The 26,999-nt window shown below is 68.5% G+C and carries 23 protein-coding genes and 2 pseudogenes; 13 read left to right on the top strand and 12 right to left on the bottom strand.

Translation table 11 applies throughout. The annotated features are described in order from the left end of the window. Positions 1-32: 32 nt before the first annotated feature. Both OHS81_RS31175 and OHS81_RS31170 read right to left on the bottom strand, forming a co-directional pair. The gene (locus OHS81_RS31175; protein WP_328388754.1) at positions 33-575 is read right to left on the bottom strand and encodes a putative immunity protein; all 543 of its coding nucleotides are present in this window, start codon (positions 573-575) and stop codon (positions 33-35) included. 159 nt (positions 576-734) lie between these two features. Next, positions 735-1,871: a substrate-binding domain-containing protein gene (locus tag OHS81_RS31170; RefSeq protein WP_328388752.1), complete on the bottom strand. Its 1,137-nt coding sequence runs from the start codon at positions 1,869-1,871 to the stop codon at positions 735-737. Between the two features lie 503 nt (positions 1,872-2,374). On the opposite strand from OHS81_RS31170, the gene OHS81_RS31165 reads away from it, so the two are divergent. From OHS81_RS31165 to OHS81_RS31150, 4 genes are all read left to right on the top strand, one after another. Beyond that, positions 2,375-4,963, top strand: coding sequence for a sensor histidine kinase (locus OHS81_RS31165; RefSeq protein ID WP_328388750.1), 2,589 nt, complete (start codon positions 2,375-2,377; stop codon positions 4,961-4,963). Further along, entirely contained in the window at positions 4,944-5,420 is a 477-nt protein-coding gene (locus OHS81_RS31160) for a roadblock/LC7 domain-containing protein (RefSeq protein ID WP_328388748.1), read from the top strand. Before OHS81_RS31165 ends, OHS81_RS31160 begins: the two co-directional genes overlap by 20 nt. A 205-nt stretch (positions 5,421-5,625) precedes the next feature. Beyond that, entirely contained in the window at positions 5,626-5,988 is a 363-nt protein-coding gene (locus OHS81_RS31155; RefSeq protein ID WP_328391537.1) for a DUF742 domain-containing protein, read from the top strand. Continuing rightward, complete coding sequence (locus tag OHS81_RS31150) at positions 5,936-6,550, top strand: GTP-binding protein (protein ID WP_328388746.1); 615 nt, start codon at positions 5,936-5,938, stop codon at positions 6,548-6,550. Before OHS81_RS31155 ends, OHS81_RS31150 begins: the two co-directional genes overlap by 53 nt. Before the next feature lie 208 nt (positions 6,551-6,758). On the opposite strand, the gene ahcY is transcribed toward OHS81_RS31150, so the two are convergent. The 6 genes from ahcY to OHS81_RS31120 all read right to left on the bottom strand — a co-directional run bounded on the left by ahcY (position 6,759) and on the right by OHS81_RS31120 (position 14,079). After that, positions 6,759-8,228 carry an adenosylhomocysteinase gene (ahcY, locus tag OHS81_RS31145; RefSeq protein ID WP_328388744.1) on the bottom strand — a complete coding sequence of 490 codons (1,470 nt, stop codon included), beginning with the start codon at positions 8,226-8,228 and terminating at the stop codon, positions 6,759-6,761. A 117-nt stretch (positions 8,229-8,345) separates the two neighbouring features. After that, the gene (locus tag OHS81_RS31140; RefSeq protein WP_328388742.1) at positions 8,346-9,026 is read right to left on the bottom strand and encodes an RraA family protein; all 681 of its coding nucleotides are present in this window, start codon (positions 9,024-9,026) and stop codon (positions 8,346-8,348) included. A 47-nt stretch (positions 9,027-9,073) separates the two neighbouring features. Then, positions 9,074-10,288, bottom strand: coding sequence for an aminotransferase-like domain-containing protein (locus tag OHS81_RS31135; protein ID WP_328388740.1), 1,215 nt, complete (start codon positions 10,286-10,288; stop codon positions 9,074-9,076). Next, positions 10,278-10,877, bottom strand: a complete 600-nt coding sequence (locus tag OHS81_RS31130) for a flavin reductase family protein (RefSeq protein ID WP_328388738.1) — start codon at positions 10,875-10,877, stop codon at positions 10,278-10,280. The genes OHS81_RS31135 and OHS81_RS31130 overlap by 11 nt, the downstream gene beginning before the upstream one ends. Positions 10,878-10,944: 67 nt before the next feature. After that, positions 10,945-12,510: a 4-hydroxyphenylacetate 3-hydroxylase N-terminal domain-containing protein gene (locus OHS81_RS31125; RefSeq protein WP_328388736.1), complete on the bottom strand. Its 1,566-nt coding sequence runs from the start codon at positions 12,508-12,510 to the stop codon at positions 10,945-10,947. A 21-nt stretch (positions 12,511-12,531) separates the two neighbouring features. Beyond that, on the bottom strand, positions 12,532-14,079 hold the full coding sequence (locus OHS81_RS31120) for an FAD/NAD(P)-binding protein (RefSeq protein ID WP_328388734.1): 1,548 nt from the start codon (positions 14,077-14,079) through the stop codon (positions 12,532-12,534). A 621-nt stretch (positions 14,080-14,700) separates the two neighbouring features. Between OHS81_RS31120 and OHS81_RS31115 the strand changes: the two genes are divergently transcribed. From OHS81_RS31115 to OHS81_RS31090, 6 genes are all read left to right on the top strand, one after another. Next, on the top strand, positions 14,701-16,218 hold the full coding sequence (locus OHS81_RS31115) for an aldehyde dehydrogenase (protein WP_328391535.1): 1,518 nt from the start codon (positions 14,701-14,703) through the stop codon (positions 16,216-16,218). A gap of 38 nt (positions 16,219-16,256) precedes the next feature. Continuing rightward, the gene (locus OHS81_RS31110) at positions 16,257-17,042 is read left to right on the top strand and encodes a 2-keto-4-pentenoate hydratase (RefSeq protein ID WP_328388732.1); all 786 of its coding nucleotides are present in this window, start codon (positions 16,257-16,259) and stop codon (positions 17,040-17,042) included. Positions 17,043-17,098: 56 nt separating this feature from the next. Next, complete coding sequence (locus OHS81_RS31105) at positions 17,099-17,899, top strand: 2-keto-4-pentenoate hydratase (protein ID WP_328388730.1); 801 nt, start codon at positions 17,099-17,101, stop codon at positions 17,897-17,899. A 2-nt stretch (positions 17,900-17,901) separates the two neighbouring features. After that, positions 17,902-18,111, top strand: a complete 210-nt coding sequence (locus tag OHS81_RS31100; protein WP_328388728.1) for a 2-hydroxymuconate tautomerase — start codon at positions 17,902-17,904, stop codon at positions 18,109-18,111. A gap of 69 nt (positions 18,112-18,180) precedes the next feature. Next, positions 18,181-19,182: a VOC family protein gene (locus OHS81_RS31095; protein ID WP_328388726.1), complete on the top strand. Its 1,002-nt coding sequence runs from the start codon at positions 18,181-18,183 to the stop codon at positions 19,180-19,182. 158 nt (positions 19,183-19,340) lie between these two features. Next, on the top strand, positions 19,341-20,603 hold the full coding sequence (locus tag OHS81_RS31090; protein WP_328388724.1) for an Nramp family divalent metal transporter: 1,263 nt from the start codon (positions 19,341-19,343) through the stop codon (positions 20,601-20,603). A gap of 58 nt (positions 20,604-20,661) precedes the next feature. Here the strand turns inward: OHS81_RS31090 and OHS81_RS31085 are convergent, their stop codons facing one another. Together OHS81_RS31085 and OHS81_RS31080 are read right to left on the bottom strand one after the other, a co-directional pair. After that, the gene (locus OHS81_RS31085) at positions 20,662-21,000 is read right to left on the bottom strand and encodes a branched-chain amino acid transporter permease (RefSeq protein WP_328388722.1); all 339 of its coding nucleotides are present in this window, start codon (positions 20,998-21,000) and stop codon (positions 20,662-20,664) included. After that, the gene (locus tag OHS81_RS31080) at positions 20,993-21,733 is read right to left on the bottom strand and encodes an AzlC family ABC transporter permease (protein WP_328388720.1); all 741 of its coding nucleotides are present in this window, start codon (positions 21,731-21,733) and stop codon (positions 20,993-20,995) included. The genes OHS81_RS31085 and OHS81_RS31080 overlap by 8 nt, the downstream gene beginning before the upstream one ends. Positions 21,734-22,098: 365 nt before the next feature. Here OHS81_RS31080 and OHS81_RS31075 point away from each other — a divergent pair, with 365 nt between their 5' ends. Both OHS81_RS31075 and OHS81_RS31070 read left to right on the top strand, forming a co-directional pair. Further along, positions 22,099-22,902 carry an aminoglycoside 3'-phosphotransferase gene (locus OHS81_RS31075; protein ID WP_328388718.1) on the top strand — a complete coding sequence of 268 codons (804 nt, stop codon included), beginning with the start codon at positions 22,099-22,101 and terminating at the stop codon, positions 22,900-22,902. 144 nt (positions 22,903-23,046) lie between these two features. Further along, positions 23,047-23,793: an FG-GAP repeat domain-containing protein gene (locus OHS81_RS31070; protein WP_328388716.1), complete on the top strand. Its 747-nt coding sequence runs from the start codon at positions 23,047-23,049 to the stop codon at positions 23,791-23,793. Positions 23,794-24,800: 1,007 nt separating this feature from the next. Here OHS81_RS31070 and OHS81_RS31065 read toward each other — a convergent pair. Beyond that, positions 24,801-25,283 carry a DedA family protein gene (locus tag OHS81_RS31065; protein ID WP_328391533.1) on the bottom strand — a complete coding sequence of 161 codons (483 nt, stop codon included), beginning with the start codon at positions 25,281-25,283 and terminating at the stop codon, positions 24,801-24,803. A 906-nt stretch (positions 25,284-26,189) separates the two neighbouring features. Between OHS81_RS31065 and OHS81_RS31060 the strand changes: the two are divergent. Continuing rightward, positions 26,190-26,444: pseudogene (locus OHS81_RS31060) on the top strand (tyrosine-type recombinase/integrase); the annotation flags it as partial. A gap of 76 nt (positions 26,445-26,520) precedes the next feature. Here OHS81_RS31060 and OHS81_RS31055 read toward each other — a convergent pair. Further along, a pseudogene (locus tag OHS81_RS31055) lies at positions 26,521-26,667 on the bottom strand (peptidase C39 family protein); the annotation flags it as partial. Positions 26,668-26,999: the final 332 nt, after the last annotated feature.

Raw genomic sequence — 26,999 nt, 5'->3', positions numbered from 1 at the left:
TGCGCGCCGCGGCCAGGTCTCGTTTCGGGGCCTCAGCGGGACTTGCGCAGAGAAGCGTCCAGGGCGGTCATCAATTGCGCCACGCGGTTCTTGCCGGCCGGCGCGGCGGGATACCGGTGAAGAACATCGATCAAGACCGGTGTGGCGCGCCGTCGAGCCTGCTCGATCATCTTGTTGCCGGCTGCGGGATCGTCGCCTGCGGAGATTTCCGCTATGCGGGCGGCACTTGCAGCGGCGCGCAGGATGTGGCCTACCTGGTGAGCTTTCGCGATCGGGTGGAGGTACGCGGCAGATGCGGCATCGCCGGCCGCGCGCGCAGCGAGGCATGACGCTTCGGTGGCAGCTTCCTTCGCTGCTCGGTGTGCGTCCAACGAGGTGACCCGCTGCAGCTGGGTCCTTTTCGCGCCGTTGGCGAATTCCCAGGCGGCATCAAGAGCTGCGCGAGGCCGGGAATCGCCGGGGTGGGCGTCCTCGAACACGGGCAGGACTTCCTGAGCGGTCTCTGCTGCGTAGCGTGCCACGGCTCGCAACTCGTCCATGGTCAGCTCGAAATCGCCGGATACGGTCCCCGTCATGAGATCAAGCATCTCACCGGGCGACCCGTCCCCTCGCCCGTCGCGCCGCTCGATGCGGGCGCGAGGGCGTTTCGGCGCCCGTCGCGCGCCCGCCGTGCCGAGGTCACCCCGTCCGGTTCCGGGCGGAGCCGCAACCGCAGCCGCAACCGGGAGAGCACATCATTCGCCCCAGATCTTGCGGTAGGCCTGGCGGTAGCCCTCGGAGTCCCAGGACAGGGCGCCGCCGGTGTTGGCGGCGGTGGCGATGTGGACGGGGGCGACGTAGCCGCTGTCCGGGGCGCCGGTGAAAGCACGGTTGAACTCGTCGACGATCTGCCAGCCCTGTTCGGAGAGGGGTTCGGGCACGGTGGCGGCCTGGAACTCCTTGCCGTTGACGCGCTGGAATGCCGACGGGTCGCCGTCGCCGGCGCCGATGCTGAAGGGGGCGCCGGCGCCGTCCTTGCCCGCGGCACGCAGGGCGGGGGCGGCGTGCTGGAAGTACAGGTCGTTGATGGCGGCGGAGTAGGTCCACTTGCGGCCGAAACGGGACATCAGGGAACGGACTTCCCCGATGGAGCGCCTGTTGACCTGGGGAATGGGCATGTTGGTGTAGCTCAGCAGCTCGGTGCCCGAGCAGGTGGCGAGTTCCTTCTTGATCAGATCGGACTTGTGCTTGGCGAAGGGTACCGAGGCGTCGGTGAACAGGACGACGCCGGCCCGGCCGTGGGAGCGGGCGATGATCCAGTCGGCGCTGATCTTCGCGACGTCCTCGACCCGCGAGGTGATGTTGGTGAAGAGCTTCGGGTCCCTGCTGGGGCCGGGAGCCGGGGTGGCGTGCCAGCCGATCAGCGGAATTCCCTCCGAATGCGCCTTTTTGACCTCCGCCGCGACTGTCCCGGGGTCAAATCCGCTGATGACGATGCCATCCGGCTTGAGGCGGAGGGCCTGCTGGAAGGCGGACCGGAGACCACTGGGCGTGCCCTGGCCGTTGAGGGTGCGGGCGTGCCATCCGACGATCTTGGCGGCTTCCTGGACACCTTGGGCGACCCCGGTGACGCCGGGGTTGGTCAGGGTCTGAGCGATGTAGACAACGGTCTTGTCGTGGACGGCCCGGGGTCCGGTGGTGGGGCCCTTCCAGGGGGCGTTGACCTCCTCGGCCTTCTTGACGGCTTGCTTGGCGCTGGAGAGGGCGGCGGGGCAGCCGGACTTGGCGGAGCTCCTGTGGGATGCGGTGGTGCCGCCGCCGGATTCGCAGCCGGCGGTGGCCATGACCAGGAGTGCGGCGGCTGTCACGACCGCCTTGCGGGTGGGCTGCACGGGTCTCCTCGCAGGGCAGGATGAGGATACGGGTTGGGGTGGGGGAGACAGGTTACGGGGGGCGACTGACCGCGAGGCAGCCGCCTTCGGGAGGTGCGGATACGCCTGCGGAACCAGGACCGGGCCCGGCCCGGGACCCGGACCGGTGGGAAACGATCCGGTCACGTTCTCCTCCCCCTCCAGGCGTCGACCTGTCGACCGGCACGACACTCCACCAGGGGGTAACCGGCCAAATGTGACAAAGAGTTGAATTCCGCTTGGCCATTGGTGGTCATGTGTTGCCTGCGCGTGCACAAGCGGTAATGTTCGCGGCCGGTTGGGCATGTGGCGCAATCTTTTCGCTCCCCTGGGGCGAAATCTCGCAAGCGTCACACTCCCCCGCTGTCGGCGGTCGGCACCAACACCACCTCGGTCACCGCTCAGAAGCACGTCGTAAGGAGGCCCGGGTGTCTGTGGACACAGTGGACCCGCCACACGAACGGGATCCGTCCCTGCGTTCACCGATGAGACCGCGGTTTCGCCGGCAGGCGGGCGACTTCCTGGACCGCTGGCCGTTCCGCCGGAAGCTCAATGTTCTGGTGATCGCGCCCGTCGCCGTCGTCGGCGTGCTGCTGGCGATCGGCGTCAGCACGCAGATGGAGAAGGCCCGGGACGCCGGCCGGAGCGCCGAGCTCGTGCGCGACAGCGAGCAGGTCACCCAGCTGATCAACGACGTACAGGCCGAGCACCGGCAGGCGCTCCTGCTGTCCGTGGAGCAGGAGTCGGCCCGTCCCGGCACCACGCTGCCGTCCACCGCCGCCTACCGCCAGACACAGCGCGCGACCGACGACCAGGTCACCGCCGTGCGTTCCGCGTTCGGGACGGGCCTGCCGAAGGACGAGGGGCGGGCTCTCGACTACATCCGGGGCCTTGCCGTGCTGCGCGACAAGGTCGAGCGGGGCTCGGTTCCAGCCGCCGGCATCGATCCCGCGTACGCTGCCGCGGTCGGTTACCTGATCGACGGGATCGGTCTCGACCGCTTCGTGGGCACCTCGTCGTCCTCGGTCACCTATCTCCTCGATACGGTGCTGCGCGCCGACGCCGCCCACGCGGCCTTCGAGAGCGGGGTGTTCTCCGCACAGACCCGGGATGCCAACGCGCTCACCGAGTACACCCGCGCGGTCGGCGCTCACCAGCTCTACGAGGAGCAGACGGAGCGTTTCGGCAGGATCGCCGACCCGGAGCAGGTCCTGCGCCTGAGCGGGATCGCACGGGATGCCGAGGAGAACGGCATCGAGGCCCAGTTCGCGGAGCTGCAGATCGATCCGGGCTCCCTGCAGGGCCAGACCCCGCATCAGCTGCGCCAGGCGATGGCCGCCGGAACCCGGCAGGCCGGGGCCCGCCTCGACATCACCCGGTCGCTGATCGACCAGATCGCCGCCCGGGCCGACAGCCTCTCCCGCAGTGCCCTGTACAACGCGCTGGCGATGCTCGGCCTCGCGCTGCTCGGCTTCGCCTCCTGGCTGGCCTTCTCCGTCCTGGTCCGGCGCTCGGTCGTACGCCCCCTGTCGGCCCTGACCGGCGCCGCACAGCAGGTGGTCGACGTGGCGGGCGCAGAGCTCGCCAAGGTCGAGGACGACGATTCGGCGGAGCGCACCCCGCTGCGGCCGCGACCGATCCCCGTCCCGGTCCACGACGAGATCGGTCACCTGGCCGAGGCGTTCAACCAGGTGCAGGTCACCGCCGCGGCGCTGCTGGAGCGGCAGGTGCTCAGCCGGCACAACGTCGCCGAGATGTTCGGCAACGTCGGACGCCGTGTCAGCAACCTCACCAGCCGCCAGCTCATGCTGATCGACGCCGTGGAACGGGAGGAGACCGACCCCGGCGTCCTGGAGCGGATGTACCGCATCGACCACATCGCCGTACGTCTCCAGCGCAACGCGGACAGCCTCATGCTGCTCGCCGGAATCCGGGACCTGGAGATGGACGCCAGGCCGACCACCCTGGTCAACGTCATACGGGCCGGGCTCGGTCAGATCGAGGGATACCAGCGGGTGTCCCTGCGGTCCGAGACGGAGGCCACCGTCGCGCCCGACATCGTCGACGATCTGACCCTGATGCTCGCCGAACTGCTGGAGAACGCCGTCTCGTTCTCCCCGTCCGACACGCCCGTCGAGGTCGTCGTCCGGCCCGGCACCGACGTGACCTCGGACGGTGGTGCCCTGATCGAGGTGATCGATCACGGCCTCGGGATGAGCGCGGAACGCCTCGACGAGGAGAACTCCCGGCTGGTCCGCCGGGAACGGCTCGACCTCGTCCCGACCAAGGTCCTCGGCCTGTTCGTGGTCGGAAACCTCGCCCGGCGCTCGGGCATCCGGGTCGCCCTGAGCCGTACGCCCGGCGGCGGGGTCACCGGCTCCGTCTGGCTCCCCTCCGCACTGCTGCTGACCGAGAGCCCGGCCGCCACGGCGTCCCCGGCTGCGGACGTGGCGGAGACCGCGGCCGTCGCCCCGTCCCGGACGGTGGCCGTGACCGAGGACGTGGCCGGGAGCGACACGGCGGCTGAGGCCGAGGCCGCGCCAGAGCACCCGGCAGCGCCGGATCCGGCGTCCACCGGGCCCGCCCCTGGGTCCGGCCCCGGGCCCGACCGCGCGCCCGCACCGGCCTCCGCCGTCGCCCCCCTGCCGGTGCGGACGCCCGCCGCCCCGCCCGCACGACGGCCCGCCACCCCCTCGCCACGAGACGAGCTCCCCCGTCGCCTCCCGCCCCGCACGGATACGGAGCGGACCGCCCCCGCGGACGAGCCGCGCCCGGCGCCGTCCGGCCGGCCGCTGCGACGGCGGGTACGGGGAGCGACGCTCGACATGACCGCCCCGGCGGCCGACCGCGGGGCCCAGGCCGCGCGCGGGCCCGTCGACGCCGAGGCGGTCCGTTGTGAACTCGACGAATTCGAGGCCGCCGTACGCAGGGCGGAGCAAGAAGCCGAGCAGGAAACCGCACAAGAGACAGAGCAAGCGGCGGAGCAAGAAGTTGCCGCTGCCCCGACGGATCCAGCGCCATCGCCACACCAGCAACCCCGGAAGGAGTCGGGCAGTGACCACGCCGACAGGTAAGACCAGTTCCGAGCGGGAGGAAGCCACTGATCTGACAGCCGCCGCGGCCGACTTCACCTGGCTGCTCGACCGGTTCGCCACCCAGACCGCCGGCGTCGTCGACGCCATCGCGGTGTCCTCCGACGGCCTGCTGATCGCCGTCTCCCAACTGCGCGAGCAGGCGGACTCCGAGCGGCTGGCCGCCATCGTCTCGGGCGTCACGAGTCTGGCCGCCGGCGCGTCCGGCAACTACGGACTCGGCGGCCTCAACAAGGTCATCATCGACCTGGAGGGCGGCCATGTGCTGGTGTCGGCCATCGGCTGCGGTGCCGTCCTCGGCGTGGTGACGTCGAAGGAGGCGAAGCTCGGCAACATCGCCTACGAGATGACCCTCTTCGCCAACCGGGCCGGCAGCGCGCTCACCCCCCAACTGGTGCTGGAGCTGAAGAAGACCGCCGGCGCCACGGCGGGCCGCTGACCCGTCCCACACCACGGAGGCAGGGTGCAGGGCTTGAGAAGAGGAACTGATGGCCGCCGGTGAACCAGGACCGGACGAGGGTGGAGGTCCCCCCTGCTCATGGGGGTCCCCCCGCTCGGGCGAAGCCGAGAGCGGGGGAGGCGCCGAGAGTCCGGGGGAGGGCAGCGCCCCTGGCCCGTCGGAGCCCGCCGGCCGCGCTCCCGCGATCCGGCCTTTCCTGCTGACCGCCGGCCGGGTGGCGGGCGGCGGCACCGGTCCCCCGCTCCCGGTCGAGACCCAGGTCGTGGCGACCTCGTCCGGTCTCCGCGTCCTGGGCTCGCTCGCCTTCGAACAACACGACATCGTCGCCGCCTGCCGACGGCCGCAGTCGGTGGCGGAACTGGCCGCCCGGCTGCGCCTCCACCTCAATGTGGTCCGGGTACTGGCGGAGGACCTGTGCGCCGCCGGGCATCTGGCGGTCCACGTCCCGGACGCCAGGACAGCCCAGGACATCTCCGTACTGCGAAGGGTTATTGATGGTCTCCGCACCGTCCCCGACTCACGGGAGGCACTCCGTGACAGCGGTTGAACAGCCGCCGGTACCGGTCAAGCTGGTCATTGCCGGCGGCTTCGGCGTCGGCAAGACCACGGCCGTGGGCGCGATCTCCGAGATCCGGCCGCTGACCACGGAAGCCGCCATCACGGAGGTCGCGGCGGGCGTGGACGATCTCTCCCACACGCCCGGCAAGACCACCACCACGGTCGCCATGGACTTCGGCTGCATCACCATCGACCCGACGCTGAAGCTCTATCTGTTCGGCACGCCGGGCCAGGACCGGTTCGGGTTCATGTGGGACGACGTGGTCGAGGGTGCTCTCGGCGGGCTGGTGATCGTGGACACCCGCCGCCTGGACGACTGTTACGCCGCGGTGGACTACTTCGAGCACAAGGACATCCCGTTCGCCGTCGCCGTCAATGCGTTCGACGGTGAGGTCCAGCATCAGCTCGACGAGGTGCGGTGGGCGCTGGACGTCTCCGAGCACGTACCGCTGATCGTCTTCGACGCACGTCACACGGGCTCGGTCCGGGATGCGCTGCTGGTCGTCCTCGAAGTCGCCCTCTCGCGCGCACAAAGTACGGACGTGGGCTGACTCCCGGCCGCCTTCCGAGCACTCCCGAGTTGCTCGTCCCGCCGTCCGCCGCGTCCTTGGGCAGGTGCGCGCACAGCCACAAGGGAACGTCCGCTCCCGGCATACCGGAAACGGACGTTCCTTGTTCAGCGATCGGCGCAGGAATCACCTATGCACCTATGCACCTATGCACCTATGCACCTATGCACCTATGCACGAACGCATGGGCTCAGTAGCGGTAATGATCCGGCTTGAAGGGGCCGTCCACGTCGACGCCGACGTATTCGGCCTGCACCTTGGTGAGGACCGTGAGCTTGGCGCCGAGAGCGGGCAGGTGGAACCGCGCGACCTTCTCGTCAAGGTGCTTGGGCAGCGTGTAGACCTTGGTCTCGTACTCTTCGCCCTTGGTGTGCAGCGCGACCTGCGCAAGCGTCTGGTTCGCGAACGAGCAGGACATCACAAAGCTCGGGTGTCCGGTCGCATTGCCCAGGTTGAGCAGCCGGCCCTCGCTCAGCACGATGATCGACTTGCCGGTGGGGAATACCCACTCGTGCACCTGCGGCTTGATCTCGATCTTCTTGATGCCGGCCACCTTGGCGAGACCGGCCATATCGATCTCGTTGTCGAAGTGCCCGACGTTTCCGATGATCGCGTTGTGCTTCATCTTGGCCATGCTGTCGGCCATGATGATGTCGCGGTTGCCCGTCGTGGTGATGAAGATGTCACCCGAGGAGATCACGTCGTCCAGCGTGACGACCTGCAGCCCGTCCATCGCGGCCTGCAGCGCGCAGATCGGGTCGGCCTCCGTGACGACCACGCGCGCGCCCTGGCCGCGCAGCGAAGCGACCGCACCCTTGCCGACGTCGCCGTAGCCGCAGACCACCGCGAGCTTGCCGGCGATCATCACGTCCGTGCCCCGGTTGATGCCGTCGACCAGGGAGTGCCGGATGCCGTACTTGTTGTCGAACTTGCTCTTGGTCACCGAGTCGTTGACGTTGATCCCGGTGAACAGCAGCTTGTGTTCCCGCGCCAGCTGGTACAGCCGGTTGACGCCGTTGGTGGTCTCCTCGGTGACACCGACGATGCTCTTGGCCATCTCCCGGTACTTCGTCGGGTTGTCGGCCAGCGAACGGCGCAGGGTGTCGAGCAGGAGCCGGTGGTCCTCCGGGTCGTTCTCGTCGGCGGAGGGCACCACACCCGATGCCTCGTACTCGGCCCCGAGGTGCACCAGCAGGGTGGCGTCACCGCCGTCGTCGACGATGGAGTGCGGCCCCGAGCCGTCCGGCCAGGTCATCACCTGCTCCAGGCACCACCAGTACTCCTCCAGGGTCTCGCCCTTCCAGGCGAACACGGCGCTGCCCGCCGGCTCCTTCTCGGTGCCGTCGGGGCCGACCACCACCGCGGCGGCGGCCTGGTCCTGTGTGGAGAAGATGTTGCAGCTCGCCCAGCGGACATCGGCTCCGAGCGCGGCCAGCGTCTCGATGAGCACCGCTGTCTGCACGGTCATGTGCAGTGAGCCGGCGATCTTCTTGCCGGCCAGCGGCTGCTCAGGGCCGAACTCCCGGCGCAGCGCCATCAGTCCGGGCATCTCGTGCTCGGCGAGTTCGATCTCCTTGCGGCCGAGCGCCGCAAGGGAGAGATCGGCGACCTTGAAGTCGTTGACCGATCCGGCGCTGTCGACGGTCAAGCTAGCCGTCACGTCGTTCTCCTTGTCTCGTAACACGGGTGATGTCCCACCAATTCATCTGCCTGACAAGCACGTTGCACCTGCGAGCATGGCATAGGGCGCCGCCCGAAGACACTACGAGATCGGCAGTTAAAGATGGCCGAATTGCGCGAGAAGTTCGGCCAGCGTGGCACCCTCGTTGATCTGGTCCCGGATGCTGCTTTCCTTGGCGAGAAGCTGCTTTGTCGCCGCTATCACCTCGTCGGTGAGCTGCGGCGGTACGACGCCCACACCGTTCTCCTCTGCCACCACGATGTCGCCGGGCTCGATGAGCTCCCCGCCGATGCGCACCGGCACATTGACCTGCACGGGCCCGTCGGCGTCCGGCGGCGCCGCGGGAGGGCAGCGACGCGGCATGGTGGCCCGGTACCAGATCGGGAAGTCGAGGTCCCGCAATTCGTCGACATCGCGGATGGCGCCGTCGACGACGGCACCGGCGATTTGGGCCATCTGCGAAAGGGTCGCCATCAGCCCGCCCCACATCGCCATCCGGGTGTTGCCGTGGCAGGCGAGCACGATGATGTCGCCGGGCTGCGCCGTGGGCAGCACCGGCAGAATGTCGACCAGGCCGTCTTCCGGAAGGTCGATCGTCAGCGCGGGGCCGATGGCGCGGTGTTCCCGCTTGACCGACAGCAGCCCGCCGATCGCGCCGATCCGCGGGCCGGCATCGGCGACCAGGCAGCTCGGGCTGTACTCGGGCAGCAGCAGCGCCCGCAGCGCGTCGATCTTCTCCTGGGGCGGCCGGACGAGCTCATGGTGAACGGTCTGCACCTTTACGTCCTCTTCGTTCGGTGTCGGGTGTCCCGCTGCCGTGGGCACTACGCCCCGCCCGCCCGGGTGAGCACGCCCGCCAGTTTGCGCACTCCCTCGGTGATCTTCTCGTCGGGAACCCGGCTGTACGCCAGCCTCAGCTGGTTCTGGCCACGGCCGTCCGGGTAGAACGCCGCGCCGGGGACATAGGTGACCTTCTCGGCGAGTGCCCGCTTCTGGAGCGCCACGGTGTCCAGGTGAGCGGGCGCCGTGATCCAGCTGAAGAAGCCGCCCAGCGGGCGGGTGAAGGTCATGTTCTCGGGCAGATGCGTGCGCAGCGCGTCCACCATGATGTCGCGCCGTTCACGGTAGAACTTCCGCGAGAAGGCGATGCCCTGGTCGAACCTGCCCGAGCGCCCGTAGTCCTCCAGCAGCAACTGCCCCAGCGCTCCGGTGCATTGGTCCGTGTTCTGTTTGGCGCGCAACAGCTGGCCGACGAGCTCGGCCGGCGCGGCCACCCAGCCCATCCGGATGCCGGGGGCGAACGTCTTCGCGAAGGTGCCCACCTGGGCCACCACATCCGGCCCCAGGGCCCACAGGCTGGGCCGCCGCTCCCCGTCGAAGCCCAGTTCCCGGTAGGCGACATCCTCGACGATCAGGATTCCGTGCCGCCGCGCCAGCGCGACCAGGGCATGCCTGCGCTCGACCGACATGCTCAGACCGCTCGGGTTCTGGAAGTCCGGAATGACATACACGATCTTCGGCACCGGACCGGACGACGTGGCCAGCAACCGCTCCAGAGCGGAGACGTCGAGCCCGTCGTCGTCGACCGGCACGGCCTCCACCTGCGTCATGGTCCGCTGGAACCCGACGAGCGCACCGAAGAACGTCGGCCCTTCCACGACGACGCGGTCACCCGGGTCGAGCACACACCGGCTGATGAGCCCGATGCCCTCCATGCCGCCGCTGGTGATGCAGAGTTCGTTCTCCGCCGGGCGGACGCCCTCCTGCGCACCGAGCCAGCCGGAGAACCAGTCCCGCAGGCCGGGAAGTCCCGCGGTGGGGCTGTACTGCAGCGCGACGGACTGTTCCAGCACTCGCGGGAAGCTCTCCGCGATCGCCTGGGTGGGAAACGTCTCCGGGTGCGGGAAGCCACCGGAGAGAGTGATCGCGTCCGTGGCGCCGGACTGGTTGAGGATGGCGGTGATCTGGTCACCCGTGTCCCCTGCCACATGCCGGGCGAACAGCTGGTCCCACGGGCGGACACCAAGGTCAACGGACATGAACGGGCCTTTCTGTCTGCTCCTCGGCGAGAAGGTCCCCGGCGCCGTGCAGCGCCGGTATCTCGTCGCGATGAGGGATGTCGAGCGTGTGCAGCTGCTTTCGGAAATGCACCAGAGGCGGCCCCGAACCGCACCAGAGCCCTTCGACCTCTCCGATGAACAGGGTGTGATCGCCCGCACGGTGGGACTGCCGGACCCTGCAGGACAGGTGCACCAGGGCGCCGGCCAGCAGGGGAAGGCCGTCACGCCACACGAAGCGGACCAGTTCGGGCCGCTGCGTACCGCCCGCGAAGTGCTTCGACAACGGCTCCTGCGCCTCGCTCAGAATGGAAATCCCGTAGCGGCCGGTCCCGGCGATCCGCCGGTGCGTGGCGGTCGCGGCGGCGACCGAGATGAGCACGAGCGGGGGTTCCAGGGAGACCGAGGTGAAAGCGTTCGCGGTCATCCCGTGTGCGTGCAGATTTCCCTGCTCGCCCGTCACGGTGGTGACCACGGTGACTCCGCTGGCGAATTGGCCGAGTGCCTGGCGTAAGCGCGCCGGGCTCGCGTCGTCGCGGGGGTCGGTGTCGGCGGCACCGTTGCTGTCCATCACGGAACTCCTTGCTTGCCGGGGCCGGCACCGGCAGCGCGGTCGCGCGCCCGGGGCCGGCCGGGGGTCAGCGGCCGCGGACGAATGACAGCTCGTCCGGGTTGAACAGGTCCGGGCGCCGCCAGCCATCGACGTCGTACTCGTCCATGCACTGGTCCACGAAGCCCTTGAGCGCATCGGCGTCCCCGGACTCCTGGTAGGCCCACAGGGTCTGGAACCGGACGGCCTCGTGGTCACCGCCGTAGTTGCGCTCGTAGAGCTCGTGGCGCCCGCCGAATTCGGTGCCGACGGCGTCCCAGAGCAGCTTCAGCAGCTTGACCCGGTCGATCGCCTCGATCCCCTTGGAGCCCCGGAGGTACTTGTCCAGGTAGGGGCGCACCTCGGGGTTCTTCCAGTCGCTTGCGTGCGAGTTGAGGTAGATGAGCCCGCTGCCGAGCGTCTGCTGCAGGATCTCCTTGATACGTGGGTAGCCGATGCCCATGAAGGTCCGGTACGCCATGCCGTAACGCACGTTCGGCTGGACGGCACCGCCCACCCAGGGGACCGGCGACTTGGCCATCGCGTCGGACAGGCCCCAGAACAGATCACGCCAGTTCAGGATCTCGCCGATCTGCGCCTGCACCCCGCGGAAGCCGGAGGTGCCGGTCATCTCCACCGCCTTCATCGCGCAGCCGGCGATGAAGTCGAGCTTCACCGCGAGGCGGGTGCACCCGTGGAAGGTGAAGCGGTCGACGAAGCCCGAGCCGTTCGCGAAGGAGTTCGCCGCCTCCGCGTCGTACATGAACACGTTCTCCCAGGGGATGAGCACGCGGTCCATGACCATGATGGCGTCGTTCTCGTCCAGTCGGCTGGACAGGGGGAAGTCGAACGGGCTCCCCATGACCGTGGCCATCATTTCGTAGGAGGCACGGCAGAACAGTTTCAGCCCCGGGGTGTCCATCGGCACCGTGAAGACCACGCCGAACCGCTTGTCGCGCACCGGAAGGCCGTAGTGGGCGACGAAATTGTGGTGGGTCAGCGCGGAGCCGGTGGCGACCACCTTGGCGCCGGAGACGATGAGGCCGGCGTCGGTCTCCTCCTCGACGTGGACACAGACGTCCGCCGTCTCGTCGGCGGGCCTGTCCCGGTCGATCGGCGGGTGCACCAGCGCGTGGCTGAAGTACAGCACCCGTTCCTGGGCCTGCTTGTACCAGCGCAGCGCGTTGTCCTTGAACGGCCCGTAGAAGTCCGAGTGGGCTCCCAGGGTGCCGAGGAAGGCGGCCTTGTAGTCCGGCGTACGGCCCATCCATCCGTAGACCATCCGCTGCCATGCGACGATCGCGTCACGGGAGGCGATCAAGTCGTCCGCGGAGCGCGCGGTCTTGAAAAAGGGGTGGGTGAACCCACCGTTCCCGGTCTCGGTCGGTACCCGGAGCCCCCCTTCGGCCTCCGGCGCGTGCAGCGCGTCGTAGAGCCTGGCGATGGAGCGTGCGCTGTTGCGGAAGCCGGGGTGGGTGGTGACGTCCTCGACGCGCTCGCCGTAGATGTAGATCTCCCGGCCGTCGCGCAGCGAGTCCAGGTACTCGTCGCCCGTCATGGGGCGGACATCGTTACGCGCGCCGGCCAGTTCCGGCAGCGGGACCGTTGAGGTCATGGCATTCCTCCAGGCGAATGGTCAGGTGTTCTGCAGTACGTCGGCCCCGCACAGGGAGGACGTTCTTCCCCTGACGTCCGCGTGGATGGCGTCGGCGATGTCGTAGGCGCGGTCGACGATCGAGGGAAGACCGAAGGTGAAGAACAGGCTGCCCGAGGCGAGATCGCCGAGGGCGTACAGCCGGGGGTCGGCCGTGCCGTCCACCACGAGCCGGCTGGTGGGCCGGTCCACCTTCACCCCGCCGCGCGGATGCCGCTGGGCGAGGCCGGCCGCGGTCAGCGAAGCGATCAGGTGCTCGGCCCTGGGCGGCAGGCTGCGGGAGGACGGGCTCACCGCGTTGACCAGGCGGTCGGCGCGGTAGGCCGGCTGCTCCTCGTCGGTGTGCAGGGTGAAGGCTCCGCCGCCCGACGGCTCGATGTGCCGGATACCGGAGATGATCTCCAGCTGCCCGGCGTCGATCAGGTCCAGGATCCTGGCCGCCGCTGTCGGCGGCATGGGGCAGCACAGGCTCATCACCGAGCGGTAGTGCGTGCGCAGCAGCTCGGTCTTCTCGTGCTCGGGCAGGAGCGGCCAGATGTCCGGCCCGGTGGCCGGCACCGCCTGCTGGAGGATGCGCAACCCGCGGCGTGGGGAGTGCACTTCGGCCAGGTGGCGGCGCAGGCGCCGCACCGGGTCCTCTTCGGTGAGCGCCGCTATCTCCTCGGCCACCGAGTCGAAGTCCTCGCCGGCCGCGCTGAACTCCGTACGCATCGCGCCGACCAGCTCATCGACCGTCAGCGTCTCGCCGCGTGCCGCCGCGCCACGGAACCTCTCGGCCGTGAAGTGCTGCAGGGTGTGCGGGAGGGGACTCTGTCGCACCAGGGGAAGCACCCCGCTGCGCGAGAGCAGCAGGATGCGGCCGCGGTGGCCTCCGCCGGCGAGCGAGAGGACCACGTCGATGCCCGTCAGACCGCTGCCGATCACGCCGACGGTGTCCTCGGGGCCGATGTCCGGGAGGGTGCGCGACAGCGGGTAGGGGTCGGCGACGAAGCCTTCGGTGCCGGTCAGCGCGTACGGGTCGCCGGGCTGCCCGCGACCCACGCATAACACGGTGTAGTCCACCACGGCCTGCCGGCCGCTCAGCGTGCGCAGGGCCACTCTCCCGTCGTCGGGAGTCGCGGCCGACACCGCCTCGCGGACGATGTCGATGCGCCACCCGCGCTCGCGGAGCAGCGCCAACGCCGCCTGTGCCGCATCCTCCAGATACCGGCCGTACAGCGCGCGAGGTACAAAACGCATCCGGTTCAGCGGGTCCACGAAGTCCGTACCGGAGCCGGCGGTGGCATCCCGGTCGGTGAGCCATCGCGGGAAGTGGCCGCTGTCACCGAAGCGTACGGACATTCCGTCGGGTGCGATGTTCACCCGGACCGTCTCCAGGTCCGGCTGGTACGGCCGGCCGCGCCATAAATGTGGGGACGGCTCGAAGACCGTGATGCCGCCCGGTGGTGTGTGGGTCTGAGCGAGCGCGTCGAGCAGGCAGACTGCGGATGCCCCGCCCCCGACTACGCCTATCTCGACGCTACGGCTCATGGCACTCGAGCCCATGATTGACATGTCCCCCTAAAGCTTTAGAGCACAGTCCGACAGCCTGCGTGGACAGCGTGATCTGACCGGTAATAGGGAAGATAATTTCTGCGCCGGGGCGGACGGCAAGGCAATCCACGACCGCTCCGGCCGAACAGATTCGAGGGATTACTGCATGCGGTGGAGGCATGCACGGGAAACCGGATCGCTGCAATCGAGCAGCATCAACCCCCGTCGATACCAGTGCTCATGAAGTTACCTGTGAGCAAGGGGGCAGTCAACAAGATTCTTTCGGCAGGATCCGGTTTGAGCCAGCTCTATGGCCGATTACAGAAGCGGAACTCTCTCACTCAATTACCGGAGACCCACAGAGCACTAAGGGTAGTCGACCGGTTACCGAAGAGGATCTTGACTCTCCCGGTTCGGGCCGTGGAGGATGTAGCGGCACTTGCAAGAAGGCGTTTTCTGAAATCCTTCATGAGGTTGCGAGGTGGGGGGCCTATCTGTCGAAGCCGTGAGTGAATCCGGCTCGACGAGCAACCGTGACAAGCATCCGTGACAAGCAACTCACTCATCACTTACGCCCACCGCCGCGCTGCATCCTGTCGGCGCGGCGGTCGGAGCGTGATGTTTTTCGCTGCGCTGAGGAGGCAATCTCCAGTGTCATTAGGTGCCGGGGCGGGAGCGGTGACAGAGATTCGGGACATCTGCCACCTGATCGGCGGTCAGGCCGTCGAATCCGCAGACGGAAAGACGTTTGAGACCAGAGACCCGCACGATAATTCGGTGATAGGTACTGTGGCCAGAGGGGCCGCAGTGGATGGTGAGCGTGCGGTTGCGGCGGCACGGAAGGCATTCGACGAGGGCCCGTGGCCTGGAATGACTCCCACGGAACGCCGTAAAATTCTCCACGATGTGGCCGATGCCGTGGACGCGCATCGTGAAGAGCTGGCGATGCTGGAGACCGTGGACAGCGGCAAGATCATCAGGCAGGCGCTGCACGGGGAGATGCCCCGGGTCGCCCAGAATTTACGGTTCTTCGCTGACTACGCGGCCATGGCGACCGACGAGGCATATCCCAACGGCCCGGTACTCGGCTACTCCCTGCGTCCGCCGGCTGGCGTCGTCTCGGCGATCAGTCCATGGAATGCGCCGCTCATGCTCGCCACGTGGAAGGCCGCGCCCGCCCTCGCCTTCGGCAACACCGTGGTGCTCAAGCCCGCCCCGCAGACCCCGCTGACGGCGGCCCGGTTCGGCCAACTGGCCACAGCCGCGGGGCTGCCGGAGGGCGTGCTCAATATCGTGCACGGCTTCGGCGCCGATGAGGTGGCCGGCCCGCTGACCAGCGATCCGCGCGTGGACCGCATCACCTTCACGGGCTCCAGCGCCACCGGAGCCCGCATCATGGCCGCCGCGGCCCCCCACCTGACCCCCGTCTCCGCCGAACTGGGCGGCAAGTCGGCGAACATCGTCTTCGACGATGCCGATCTGGACGTGGCGGTACCCGAGTCGATCAAGGCGATCTTCGGCGGCAACGGCCAGGTGTGTTTCTCCGGGTCACGGCTGTTCGTACAGCGCGGGATTCTGCCGGCCTTCCTGGAGCGCTTCACCGCAGAGGCGGCCAAAATCGTCGTCGGTGACCCCAAGCGTCACGAGACGTTCATGGGCCCACTGATCGAGCAACGGCATCTGGACAAGGTGCAGGGCTATGTCGACCTGGCACAAAAAGAAGGCGGCTCGGTCCTCATCGGCGGATCGCCCGTGACAACCGGCGAACTGTCCCGTGGTTTTTACTATGCGCCGACGGTCATCACCGGGCTGACCAATGACACCCGGACCGCGCAGGAAGAGATTTTCGGCCCGGTGGAGACGGTCATCCCGTTCGACACCGAACAAGAAGCACTGCAGCTGGCCAATTCCAGCCCGTACGGACTGGCTGGGATTCTGTTCACCACCAACCTCGACCGTGCTCACCGGATGGCGGCCCACTGGAAGGCCGGGACGGTATGGGTGAACTGTTATTTCGAGCGCGATCTCCGCATGCCGTTCGGCGGCGAAGGCATCAGCGGGGTCGGCAGGGAAGGCGGGCCGCATTCGCGTGAATTCTTCACCGAACCGCGCGCCGTGGTCCTGCGCATTCGCTGACACCCGGGAACGACGATCGCCTCCTTGAAAGAGTCTCCATGACATCAGATGCCTTGCAGGACATCGCCGCGGATCTGTACGGCGCCCACCGGAGCGGGAAGGCAGTTCCCTCGGCCGTACGCAACGGTTCCCTTTCCTCCCGGTCCGATGCGTACGAAATCCAGTGGACGCAGCTGCGGCAGCGGGTTTTGGACCATGATCCGCTGCGCGGATTCAAAGCCGGCCTGGTCTCCGTGCCCGCACAGCGGAATATGGACACATCGGAACCGGTTCTGGGCCATCTCACCGACAGCATGTTTCCTCCCGGCCACCAGCCCCTGGACGGCGGGAAATTCATCCGCCCCCGCATCGAGCCGGCGCTGGCCTTCGTGCTGGGTGAGCCGCTGCGCGGTCCCCGGGTCACCATGGCCGACGCCCTCCGCGCGGTGGACTGTGTGCTGCCCGCCCTGGAGATCACCGACTCCAGGTGCGAGGACGGGCCGGCGTCCGTCCTCGACCTGGTCGCCGACAACGCCGGCTGCCGGAGCGTCGTGCTGGGCGGCACCCCGGCAGCCCTCTCGGACGTGGACCTGCGGTTGTCCGGCTGTGTGCTGCACCGCAACGGGGAGGTGGCCGCCACCGGCGCGGGCGGCATGGCGCTCGGCTCACCCGTCAACGCCCTGGTGTGGGTGGCGAATGCCGTGCGCCAGGAGGACTTCGCCCTCGCCGCCGGCCATGTGGTGCTCGTCCCCTGCCTCACCCCGGCCGTCGCCTTCGAGCCGGGCGACACCGTGACCGCGAGCCTGGCCGGCCTGGGCACCGTGACCGCCGTGCGCGCACGCTGAGCCGCCCCCACCCGCTGTCCGCCCTACCGTCCGTACCAAAGGAGGCGGCCTCTTTCATGGCCGAGCCACTGGAAATCCGCTCCGGCGACGCCCGGCGCGCAGCCGAGGTCCTGCTCGACGCCGAGCGCGCGGTCACCGCTCGCGGGCCGATCACCGCGCACTGGCCGGATCTTGACCTGCCGGGCGCGTACACGGTGCAGCGCGAGGCACTGCACCAGCGGCTGCAGCGAGGCGAGACGCTGATCGGCGTCAAGCTCGGCCTCACCTCGCGCGCCAAGCAGATCAGGATGGGGATCGACGCACCGTCCCTGGCATGGCTGACCGATGCCATGGTGCTGCCCGCCGGCGTCCCCTTGCCCCGGCAGCGGCTGATCCACCCCCGGGCCGAGCCGGAAATCGTCTTCGTGATGCGGGAGCGGCTGGCGGGCCCCGGCATCACCGCGGCGGTCGCCCTTGGTGCCGTGGACCGCGTCTACGGCGGCATCGAGATCATCGACAGCCGTTACCACGACTTCAAGTTCACCCTGGCGGACGCGGTGGCGGACAACAGCTCCTCCGGGCTGTTCGTGCTCGGTCCCCTCGGACGCTCCCCCGAGGGCATGGACCTCGCGCACGAAGCGTGCCTGCTGGAGGTCGACGGCCAGGTGGTCGACTCCGCCACCGGCGCGGCGGTGCAGGGACACCCGGCCGAGGCGCTTGCCCTCGCCGCGAACGCGCTCGGCGAGCGGGGACTGGCCATCGAGGCCGGCGCGATCGTCCTCACCGGCGGAATGACCGACGCGGTCCACGTCCAGCCGGGCGCGAGCGTCGCCGCGCACTTCTCCACTCTCGGCACCATCACCGTCGCAGGAGGCTGACCATGCCGTTCATCGACGTGACCCTGGGCTCCGGACGGTCACCGGAGCAGGTCCGCGCACTGATCCACGAACTGACGGAAGCGGCGCACCGCGCTGTGGGTGCCCCACTGGCGAACATCCGGGTGGTCATCCGGGAGGTCGATCCGGCGCACTGGGCAGCCGGCGACGTCACGACCGAGGAACGCAATGCCCGGAAGAAGGACGCCGGCTGAGTCTGCCGGCGCCGGCGGCCCCGTCAGCTGAAGAGTTCCGCTCCCGCTGTCCGAGAAAGGCACCGAAGCATGAGCGAAGAGATGTACCGCCACGAGATCGCCCACTTGGCGCGGGTGGAATTACACACACCGGACCCGGACGGCACGCTCTGGTTCTTCAAGGACCTGCTGGGCATGTACGAGACGAGGCGCGAGGGGCAGTCCGTCTACCTGCGGGGCTATGAGGACCCGTACCAGTGGAGCCTGAAGATCACCGAGGGTCCGGAGCCCCGGATGGACCACGCCGCGCTGCGGACCTCGTCGCCGGAGGCGCTGGAACGCCGCGTCCGGTCGATGCGGGACGGGAACCAGGACGGCAAGTGGACCGAGGACGAGTTCGGTTACGGCAAGACCTACGAGTTCCACACGCCCGACGGCCACAACATGTGCCTGCTGTGGGAGGCCGAGAAGTACAAGTCCCCGCCGGAGCTGCGGAGCAAGATCCTCAGCCGGCCGTCGAAGAAACCGCTGCAGGGCCTGCCGGTCAAGCGGATCGACCACCTCAACCTGCTGGCCAGCGACGTCACACCGGTCAAGCAGTCCTTCGAGCGCCACCTCGGTCTGCGGACCAATGAGCGGGTGGTCGACGGCAGTGTCGAGACCGGTGTGTGGATGAGCAGCAGCCTTCTCAGCCATGACGTCGCCGTCATGCGGGACGCGCGGGGAGCCCGCGGCCGGCTGCACCACGTCGCCTTCTACTACGGAGTGCAGCAGCACACCATCGACGCGGCCGAGATGTTCCGGGACTACGACATCACCATCGAGGCGGGTCCCGACCGGCACGGCATCACCCAGAGCTCCTTCCTGTACGTCTTCGAGCCCGGCGGCAACCGGATCGAGCTGTTCGGCGACCCCGGGATCCTGATACTCGAACCGGACTTCGAGACCCGTACCTGGACGATGGATCAGATCGACACGGGGACGGCGATCGGCGGCACGAACCTGCCGCAGGAGACCTACTTCACCTACGGCACTCCGCCCGTCGGCCCGGATCCGGACTCGGACTCGGACTCGGACTCTCCCCTGCGGTAACGCCCTGCCACACGGCGCCGCCCCGGTGCCAGGCGCACGGTACGCCTGGTCCGGGGCGGCGCCGCCGTGCCTTCAGGGGGCCACGGAGGCGGTCTCGCAGGTGCCGGCAGGAGCGTGAGTCATACGGACCGAGCACACACCGTGAGGGGACAGCCCAGATGACCACAGCCGAGATGACCACAGTGCCGGTGGAGCAGCGTGCCCACAGCGAGGTGAAACGAACCCGACGTGCCTTCTACGGGCCCGCGTTCGTCGCCGCGGTGGCGTACGTCGACCCCGGTAACTTCGCGACGAATTTCCAGGCGGGCGCCAAGTTCGGCTATCTGCTGGTGTGGGTCCTGGTGGTCGCGAATGCCGTCGCCATGTTCATCCAGTACCTCTCCTCGAAGATCGGCCTGGCGACCGGGACGGACCTGTCGACCCTGTGCCGCCGCAGCCTGCCGCGCCCGGTATCACGGATGCTGTGGGTGCAGGCCGAACTGGTCGTCATCGCCACGGACCTGGCGGAATTCGTCGGCGCCGCCATCGGCCTCAACCTGCTCTTCGGGGTGCGGCTCTTCCCCGCGGGCGTCGCCACCGCGGTGATCAGTTTTGCGGTGCTCGCCCTCCAGCGCCGCGGCTACCGCCCCTTCGAGGTCGCCATCACCTTCCTGCTCTCGCTGATCGGTTTCGGCTTCCTCTACCAGCTGTTCGCGCTGGGCGGCCAGTCGTCGGCGGGCATCGCGGCGGGCCTGGTGCCCCGTCTCGCGGGCACCGAATCCCTCACCCTGGCGGTCGGTATCATCGGCGCCACGGTCATGCCGCATGTGATCTATCTGCACTCCGCCATCACCGCACAGCGGCTCTCGCCGCGCACCCCCCGCGCCAAGCGGGTCGCGCTGCGCAGCCTGCGGATCGACTGTGTCTCCGGCCTCGGCCTGGCGGGACTGATCAACCTGGCGATGTTCTGTGTCGCCGTCGCCCTGTTCCACCGGCGCGGCGGTGACTACAGCGGAAGCCTGCAAGCAGCTCACCACTCCCTCGGCCAGACCGTCAGCGGCATGGCCGCGCTGGCCTTCGCGGTGGCCCTGCTCGCCTCCGGGCTCTCCTCCTCCGGCGTGGGCACCTACGCCGGGCAGGTCGTCATGCAGGGATTCCTCCGCCGCCGGATTCCCTTGCTGCTGCGCCGCGGTGTCACCATGACGCCGGCCCTGATCGCCCTGGCTGCCGGATTCTCACCGGACTCCGTGCTCGTCATCTCCCAGGTGGTGCTCTCCTTCGGCATCCCGTTCGCCCTCGTCCCCCTGGTGATGTTCACCCGGAGCCGCGAGCTGATGGGAGATTACGTCAACAGGCCGCTCACCACCGGGATCGGAGCGGTCCTGGCTTTCGTCCTGTCCGGCCTCAACCTCTACCTGCTCGGCCAGATCCTCCTCGGCTGACCCCCGGCGGTCGGGACGGCCCGCGGACCCGGCACCCGGAAGTGCGGGAACGGGTCCGTCAGCCGTGCGCCGTCGGGAGGAAGTGCAGGAGCAGCACATAGGCCGCGGTGCCCGCGAAGATGCTCAGCAGCACATTGCGCCTCCACAGGTACAGTCCGGCCGTCACGGCGATGCCCGTTGCTTCGGTCAGTCCGTAGGGGCTGGTGGTGACATCGACACCGCGCAGCAGGTAGATGACCAGAATCACCATGATTCCGGCCGGCATGTGCTGGGACAGGAAGGCGGTCACGTGCGACGAGCGCAGCCGCCCGAGAAAGGCGAAGGGGACGGCCCGCAGGGCGAAGGTGATGGCCACGACGATCACCAGCGCCGAGACGATGTATCCGGTGCTAGGCATTGGTGTGCTCCTGGGGCCGGGTGAAGCGGTAGCGCACGAGCAGCGCGAGAACGTAGAGAGTCATCGCCACCACGAGCATCTGGCCAGGCGCCACCAGCTGGGCGAAGAGGCCGCATCCCGCGGCCAGAAGCGGAGCGGGCAGATCCCGTCCCGACCGGCACGCCTCGATCGCCAGCACGGTGAACAACGAGGTCAACGTGAAGTCCAGGCCGTCGATCGTGGGCAGAGCCCGACCGGTCAGCGCACCGACCAGCCCGCCCCCGACCCAGTAGGACTGCAGCGACACCTGTGTCGCGATGATCCGCAGGCTGCTGAAGGAGTCGGCCGGCCTGGTCGCCGTGAGCGCGTAGGCCTCGTCGATCAGGGCGAACACCGCGTAGGTCTTGGCGACTTTGCCCCGGACGCGGTGCAGCGGGAACGACAGGCTGTAGAAGACATGCCGGAAATTGACCAGCAGCGTGGTCAGCGCGATCGAGACCAGCGGACTCGCGGCCATCAGCATGCCGACCAGCAGGAACTCCAGCGAGCCGGCGTAAATCAACCCGCTGAACAGGGGCGTCCACCACCAGGCGAGCCCCGACTGCACGACCAGCAGCCCAAAAGTGATCCCTAAGGAGAACATCCCCACGCCGACCGGCAGGGTCTCCGTCACCGCCTGACGGATGTCGGACGCTCTCTTCCCGTCCTGCGGCGGAGCAGGCTCGCCGCGTGTCGTACGCGTGTGTGATGACATGGACGCAACTTTAGTAGGTCCATGTCCCCTTACTGTGCAGGTCGTTGAGCTGATCCGGGAGCAGGAAGAGCGGGCCGCCACGGCCGGTGTCGGAGGCATGAAGCGCCGGTGTCACCCACAGGACCGGAAAGAGACCGGAGTCTGGCGGCACCTGTACGAGGCGCTGCCGGCCGGGCAGAACGTCCCCCCAACCGGCCCGACCGGTCACGGACGATCGCCGGCTCCGGCCACGCAGGGCCCTGACAGGAGGAGTTGTCGCATTCCGTCGATCGGCCGGGCCTCTCTGCGGCTGGTCGGCGGGGCGGCTGACCGAAGCGCCCTGAAATGGTTGGCTGACCACCGGCCGCTCCGGCGAGAATGACCGGATGATCGCCGCCTCGCCCACTGGACCTGTCAAGCCTCCACGCGTCGTCACCGAGCTCGCGGCGGGGCGGCCGACACGGGCCGTATGGGAGAACGAACTCGGCGGACTGACCTTTCAAGTCGGCCTGGGCGATACACGGCAGTTTGTGAAGTGGACACCGGTCGGCAGCGGCATCGACCTTGCGGCCGAGGTGGCACGCCTGCGGTGGGCGGCGAGGTTCACCGTGGTGCCGCGGGTACTCGGTGAGGGCGCTGACCGAACAGGGTCCTGGATCGTCACCCATGGCCTGCCCGGACGCATGGCGGTGGACGACCGGTGGAAGCGCGACCCCGGCACCGCGGTCCGCGCGATCGGCTCCGGGCTGCGCGCCCTTCATGACGCGCAGCCCGTCGCGGACTGCCCGTTCGACTGGTCCGCAGAAGCACGCCTGGAGGCTGCTCGGTCACGAGCGGCGGCGGGCCGGACCGATCCGGCGGACTGGCCTGAAGACCTTCAGCACTTCGGAACGGTTGAGCGCGCGCTCGGCGTGCTCACCGACATCCCGCCGGCCGACCGGCTCGTCGTCTGCCATGGCGACGCCTGCGCTCCCAACACCCTGGTCGGTGACGACGGCACCTGTACCGGACATGTCGACCTTGGCGCGCTCGGTGTCGCGGACCGCTGGGCCGACCTCGCCGTCGCCACGTGGAGCACTCAGTGGAACTACGGTCCGGGATGGGAAGAGCCGCTGCTCGAAGCCTACGGAGTCGAGCCGGACCCGGAACGGACCAGGTATTACCGGCTGTTGTGGGAACTGTCGGGCTGAGCGCGGCAGGCCTGCGGTGACGTACTGCGGGCTGCTCTCCGGCCTCCCGCTCGCACGTCACAGTTGCGTAATACAGCGACCCGGGATCAACGTGTGGAGCACTGACGGCATCTCACCTCGCAGCAACGACATGAGGAGTGCATGATGATCCGTAAGCGCTTACACCTGATCGCCGCGCCGGTCGCGGCCGTCGCCCTGTCCCTGACTGTCGCCGGCTACCAGGCCAATGCCGCCACCGCATCGGCCCCGGGCGGCGCCGCACGGGCCGGCAAGGCCGCCGCGGCCACGGCCCCCTGCCTGGCCGATACCACGACGCTGGTCGGCGACCTCGACGGCGACAAGCACCCGGACAGGATCAGCAACCCCGGCCTCACGGGCACCAGGATGACGGTCCAGTGGGGTGCCGCGAACGGTTCGTTCGGCAAGCCGTACCCCGTCAGCGCTCTTCTCGGCGCGAAGAAGGGGGAGGTCGCGTCCGCCGCGGTCGCCGACTTCCAGCGCGACGGCACCCTGGACATGGTCGTCAACCTCGTCAAGCCGGCCGATGGGGACGACCCCTCGACGGCGCGCGTCGCGGAGTACCGCCCCGGCCCCCTCAAGCGGTCGAACCTGGCCTCCGCCACATCCCGGCACTCCGATATCGGCGACCACGGCGAGGTCCAGCAGCTCCGTATCGCCAACTACGGTGGCGACGCGTACCCGGACCTCGCGATCCTCAACAACTCCGGTGACGGAGGGCTGGACCGGGACGTGCGCCTGACGAAGCCGGGCGGCGGTCCGGGGAACTACGACTACGAACTGCAGCAGAAGTACGGCGAGTTCGGAACCACGCCGGAGCCGCCGGCCATGCCCAGCGACGGCTGGAAGCACTTCTACAAGCCCTGCTCCTGACCACCACCGGGCGCCGACGGCCCTCCCGACACCGGCCGTCGGCGCCCGGAGTCCGGAGGCTTGGCCGGCGTGGTGCGCCGGACCACGCCGGCCTGCCCGAAGCAGGACGACGGGGTGGCATGGCATCTGCGTGGCGTGTCGCCCGCGTGGGAGCTGTCGGACACGAAGGACGCCGTCGGAAAGACCGGACTCATCGGGGACGGCGAACTGGCTTCGCCAGGAACTGGCCCGACGCCAGCGTCGGGCTGATGGGCAAGAGAGGCTCAGCGAACGAAGAGCCCAGCGCATATAAGGGAAATGGGGATACCCAGCAGTCCGGCTGCCATGAGCCAGCCGACGCCCCGTGACGAATTGCGTGCCACCTTGCGGCATAACCACGCAGCGGGCCAAAGGCAGACGAGGAGGAAAAAACCACGAGGAAATCGATTCCTGTGCCCATATCAAACCTACTTCCTCCTGCGCCGCCTACGCATGCAGTCATTCCCCCTGAGGCGACTGGCTGCACGTCTCGGGGCCGCTCCGACGCACGCGGGCGGCCCCGAGACGTGGACCTCACACTCGACCACTTTTCCGTGCCGTTGGGGATGGAGGTGACGACGTCTGCCCCCTGCGGGGCAGCGCCACACACCGGCTCGCCGTGCTCCAACCGATAGCCGCGGCCTGGCCCGGCGCGCAGGATGACGTACTTGCATTCGGTGGCCTGCCCGTGTCGCCGGGACGGCCGTGGCGCCGACCGCCCTTCCGATTCGCTCCTTGCCGACCAGGACTCCCAGCCCTCGTGAACCATCAGTCGGACCGACGACCATGAGACCGTCCGGAACGACGAAGCGGTAGCGCCGAGGGGCCGGCCGGTGAGCGGGCGGGCCCTCGGTGTGGCCGATCCGCCAGTCCTGAGCACTGCTCGATGCCCGCCGATGCCCGGCCAGTCGCCCGTCCGTCGGCTCAGGTCTGTTGGCTACGGTGGAGACCCCTGCCTGGCAACTTGCAGGCCATACGCAGGCGGCCTCTCAGGATTCGTCAGCCGCGGTATGGCGAGGGGCCAAAGCAGCCTTTCTCCCCCGGTACACCAGCACGCCACATACCGTGAGGAGAAGGACGGTGACCGCGGCCACACCGATCACCGCCTGCCCGGCAAACAGCCTTGCCAGCAGTTCCAGCGCGCCGATGCCGGCCGTCGCGTAGACCAGCGCCCAGCCCGCTCCCCCCACGAACAGTGCCGGGAGGTAGCGCGACAGGGGCATGCGCATGCTCCCCGCGAGGAAGTTGGCAGCGGTCTGGAACCCGACGGTCAGAAAGGAGACGGCCACCACCGGTGCACCCCACCGCTGGATCGCCCGTTCGGCGCGCCGGAACTTGGCCGTGGAGATCCGCTCCGCGAGCCTGCCGCGCCTGGCACCGGCCCCGGCGAGCCAGCCGACGGCGAAGGTCCCTCCGGCGCGCAGCAGGACGATGGCGTAGAGACCAGCGGCTGTGAACGCGACCTTATCCACGACGTCCCGCCCGCCGAGCCGGGCCCGCGCCACGGCTTGCTTCTCCCGTCACCCGATGTCGCACTTCTCGCCCGAGCGGGCTTGCAAAGGGCACGAGGCTGGTCTCATACCTCACCTGCATCTGCTGGTCCGTCCCTGCATGCATGTCGAAGCGGCACTGGTTCCCAGACACGGCGCAGAACGTTCCTGCGTCCAGGGCACCTTCCGGGCACGGCCTCTCGCCAGGGCCCACCCGACACCCCCAGATTAGGCGAACTTGCGTGCACCGGGTACATGGCCTTCCAACGGCCGGTGCGACGGGCCCCCCGCTTCGCCGAGAACAGCCGTCGCCCAAGGGCATGCGGCGGTGCCTTCCAAAGAGGTCCGTATCCGGGTTGGTCGCGCGGGGGTATCAGCACATGGCGACGGCCACGACATCTGCCGTCGACGGCTCTGCGAGCGGAACATCACCCCGAAGACCACCCGCCGCGGACGGCGCTGCCTCGCGGGCTGAATACGCTGCCGTGCACCACCCTGTGGGCACCGGAGTTCTCCAGCTCAAACATCCGCAAATGATGTGGGAGCTTGCCGTAGCCGTTCAGACGCACCTTCCACTCGCCCCTGCGGGCCGTGGGCCCCATGCGGCGACGGAGATTGCGGACGATCGGTGCACTGTCCGGGCCGGCGCTCAGATAACCATCCAGTACCTTGGGGCCAACGAGATTGGTCCACGCCTGGAGCCTGCCGTGTGGCTCATGGCGTGCTGCGGTTTGCGTATCGGAGAGTCGCTGGGCGTTTTTCCAGAGGACATCGTCAGCGGCACGTTACGTTGCCGGCGGTGGTGGCGGCGGCGGTTGCGCGTATCAAGAATTCCTCAGGTAAGTACGTTGCCCTCTACACTCCCTTGAAGAATCGGAAAGGGGGCGAATGCCGCGATATACCGACGTCGCCACCCTGGAGCCGCTTGCCGAACGGCTGCCCATTCGGAATCAGGCCGGAGGCATGATCCACCCCGGCCTTTTCCGTAAGTCCTGGGACCGGGCACTGAAACGCCTCGGGCTCCCCGACCACAAGCCGCACGGCCTCCGACACAAATGGGCCACCGTGACCCTGAGCAACGGCGTGCCCATCCACGAGGTGTCGCGCTGGATGGGCCACAGCTCTATCAAGATCACGGTGGACTGGTTCGGCCACCTCACCCTCGACGACAGTGAGCGCTGCCGTCAGGTCATCGAGGCCGCCTTCGGGGTGCACATGCTCAGCGGATTCCCAGCTCCGCGAGCACCCGGTGCTGAGTTGGTGCTGGCTCAGCCGGGAAGTAGAGGTAACAGACCCCTCCCGAACCGCTCTTGACCTGGCCGTTTGCGTCCTTTCGCTTCGTCCGCAGCCAGATGTTCTCGAACTGGGATGCAGGGCGTTAGCAGACGCAGGACGTGGCGGCAAACATGCTGGTCAACGGCTTGGGCTCGTTCACACTGAACGAGCCCAAGCCGAGCCGTGCTGAGTCCGTGCCGGCTTCCGCTGCCGCCCTTTCCGGTCCGTTGGCGGGCGTTGTGCTGGATCGGTGCCCGCTTCAGGCTCCGACGCCTGGTTGTGGAGACAGCGCACTGCGGTACGCAGGCTCAACGTTCACCAGGCGTGGCCCCAGTCCGTGGTCGTCGCAGCCACGGAAGCCACAACCACGACGACCCCTCTGAGACCCCCTCATGGGCCTACGACAACCACGAGAAGCCACCC

Source organism: Streptomyces sp. NBC_00400, from assembly GCF_036048035.1.
In the GTDB taxonomy this organism is placed as follows: domain Bacteria; phylum Actinomycetota; class Actinomycetes; order Streptomycetales; family Streptomycetaceae; genus Streptomyces.
Note: the sequence above shows the minus strand (reverse complement) of the source record. Positions and strands in the feature narration are given on the sequence as shown.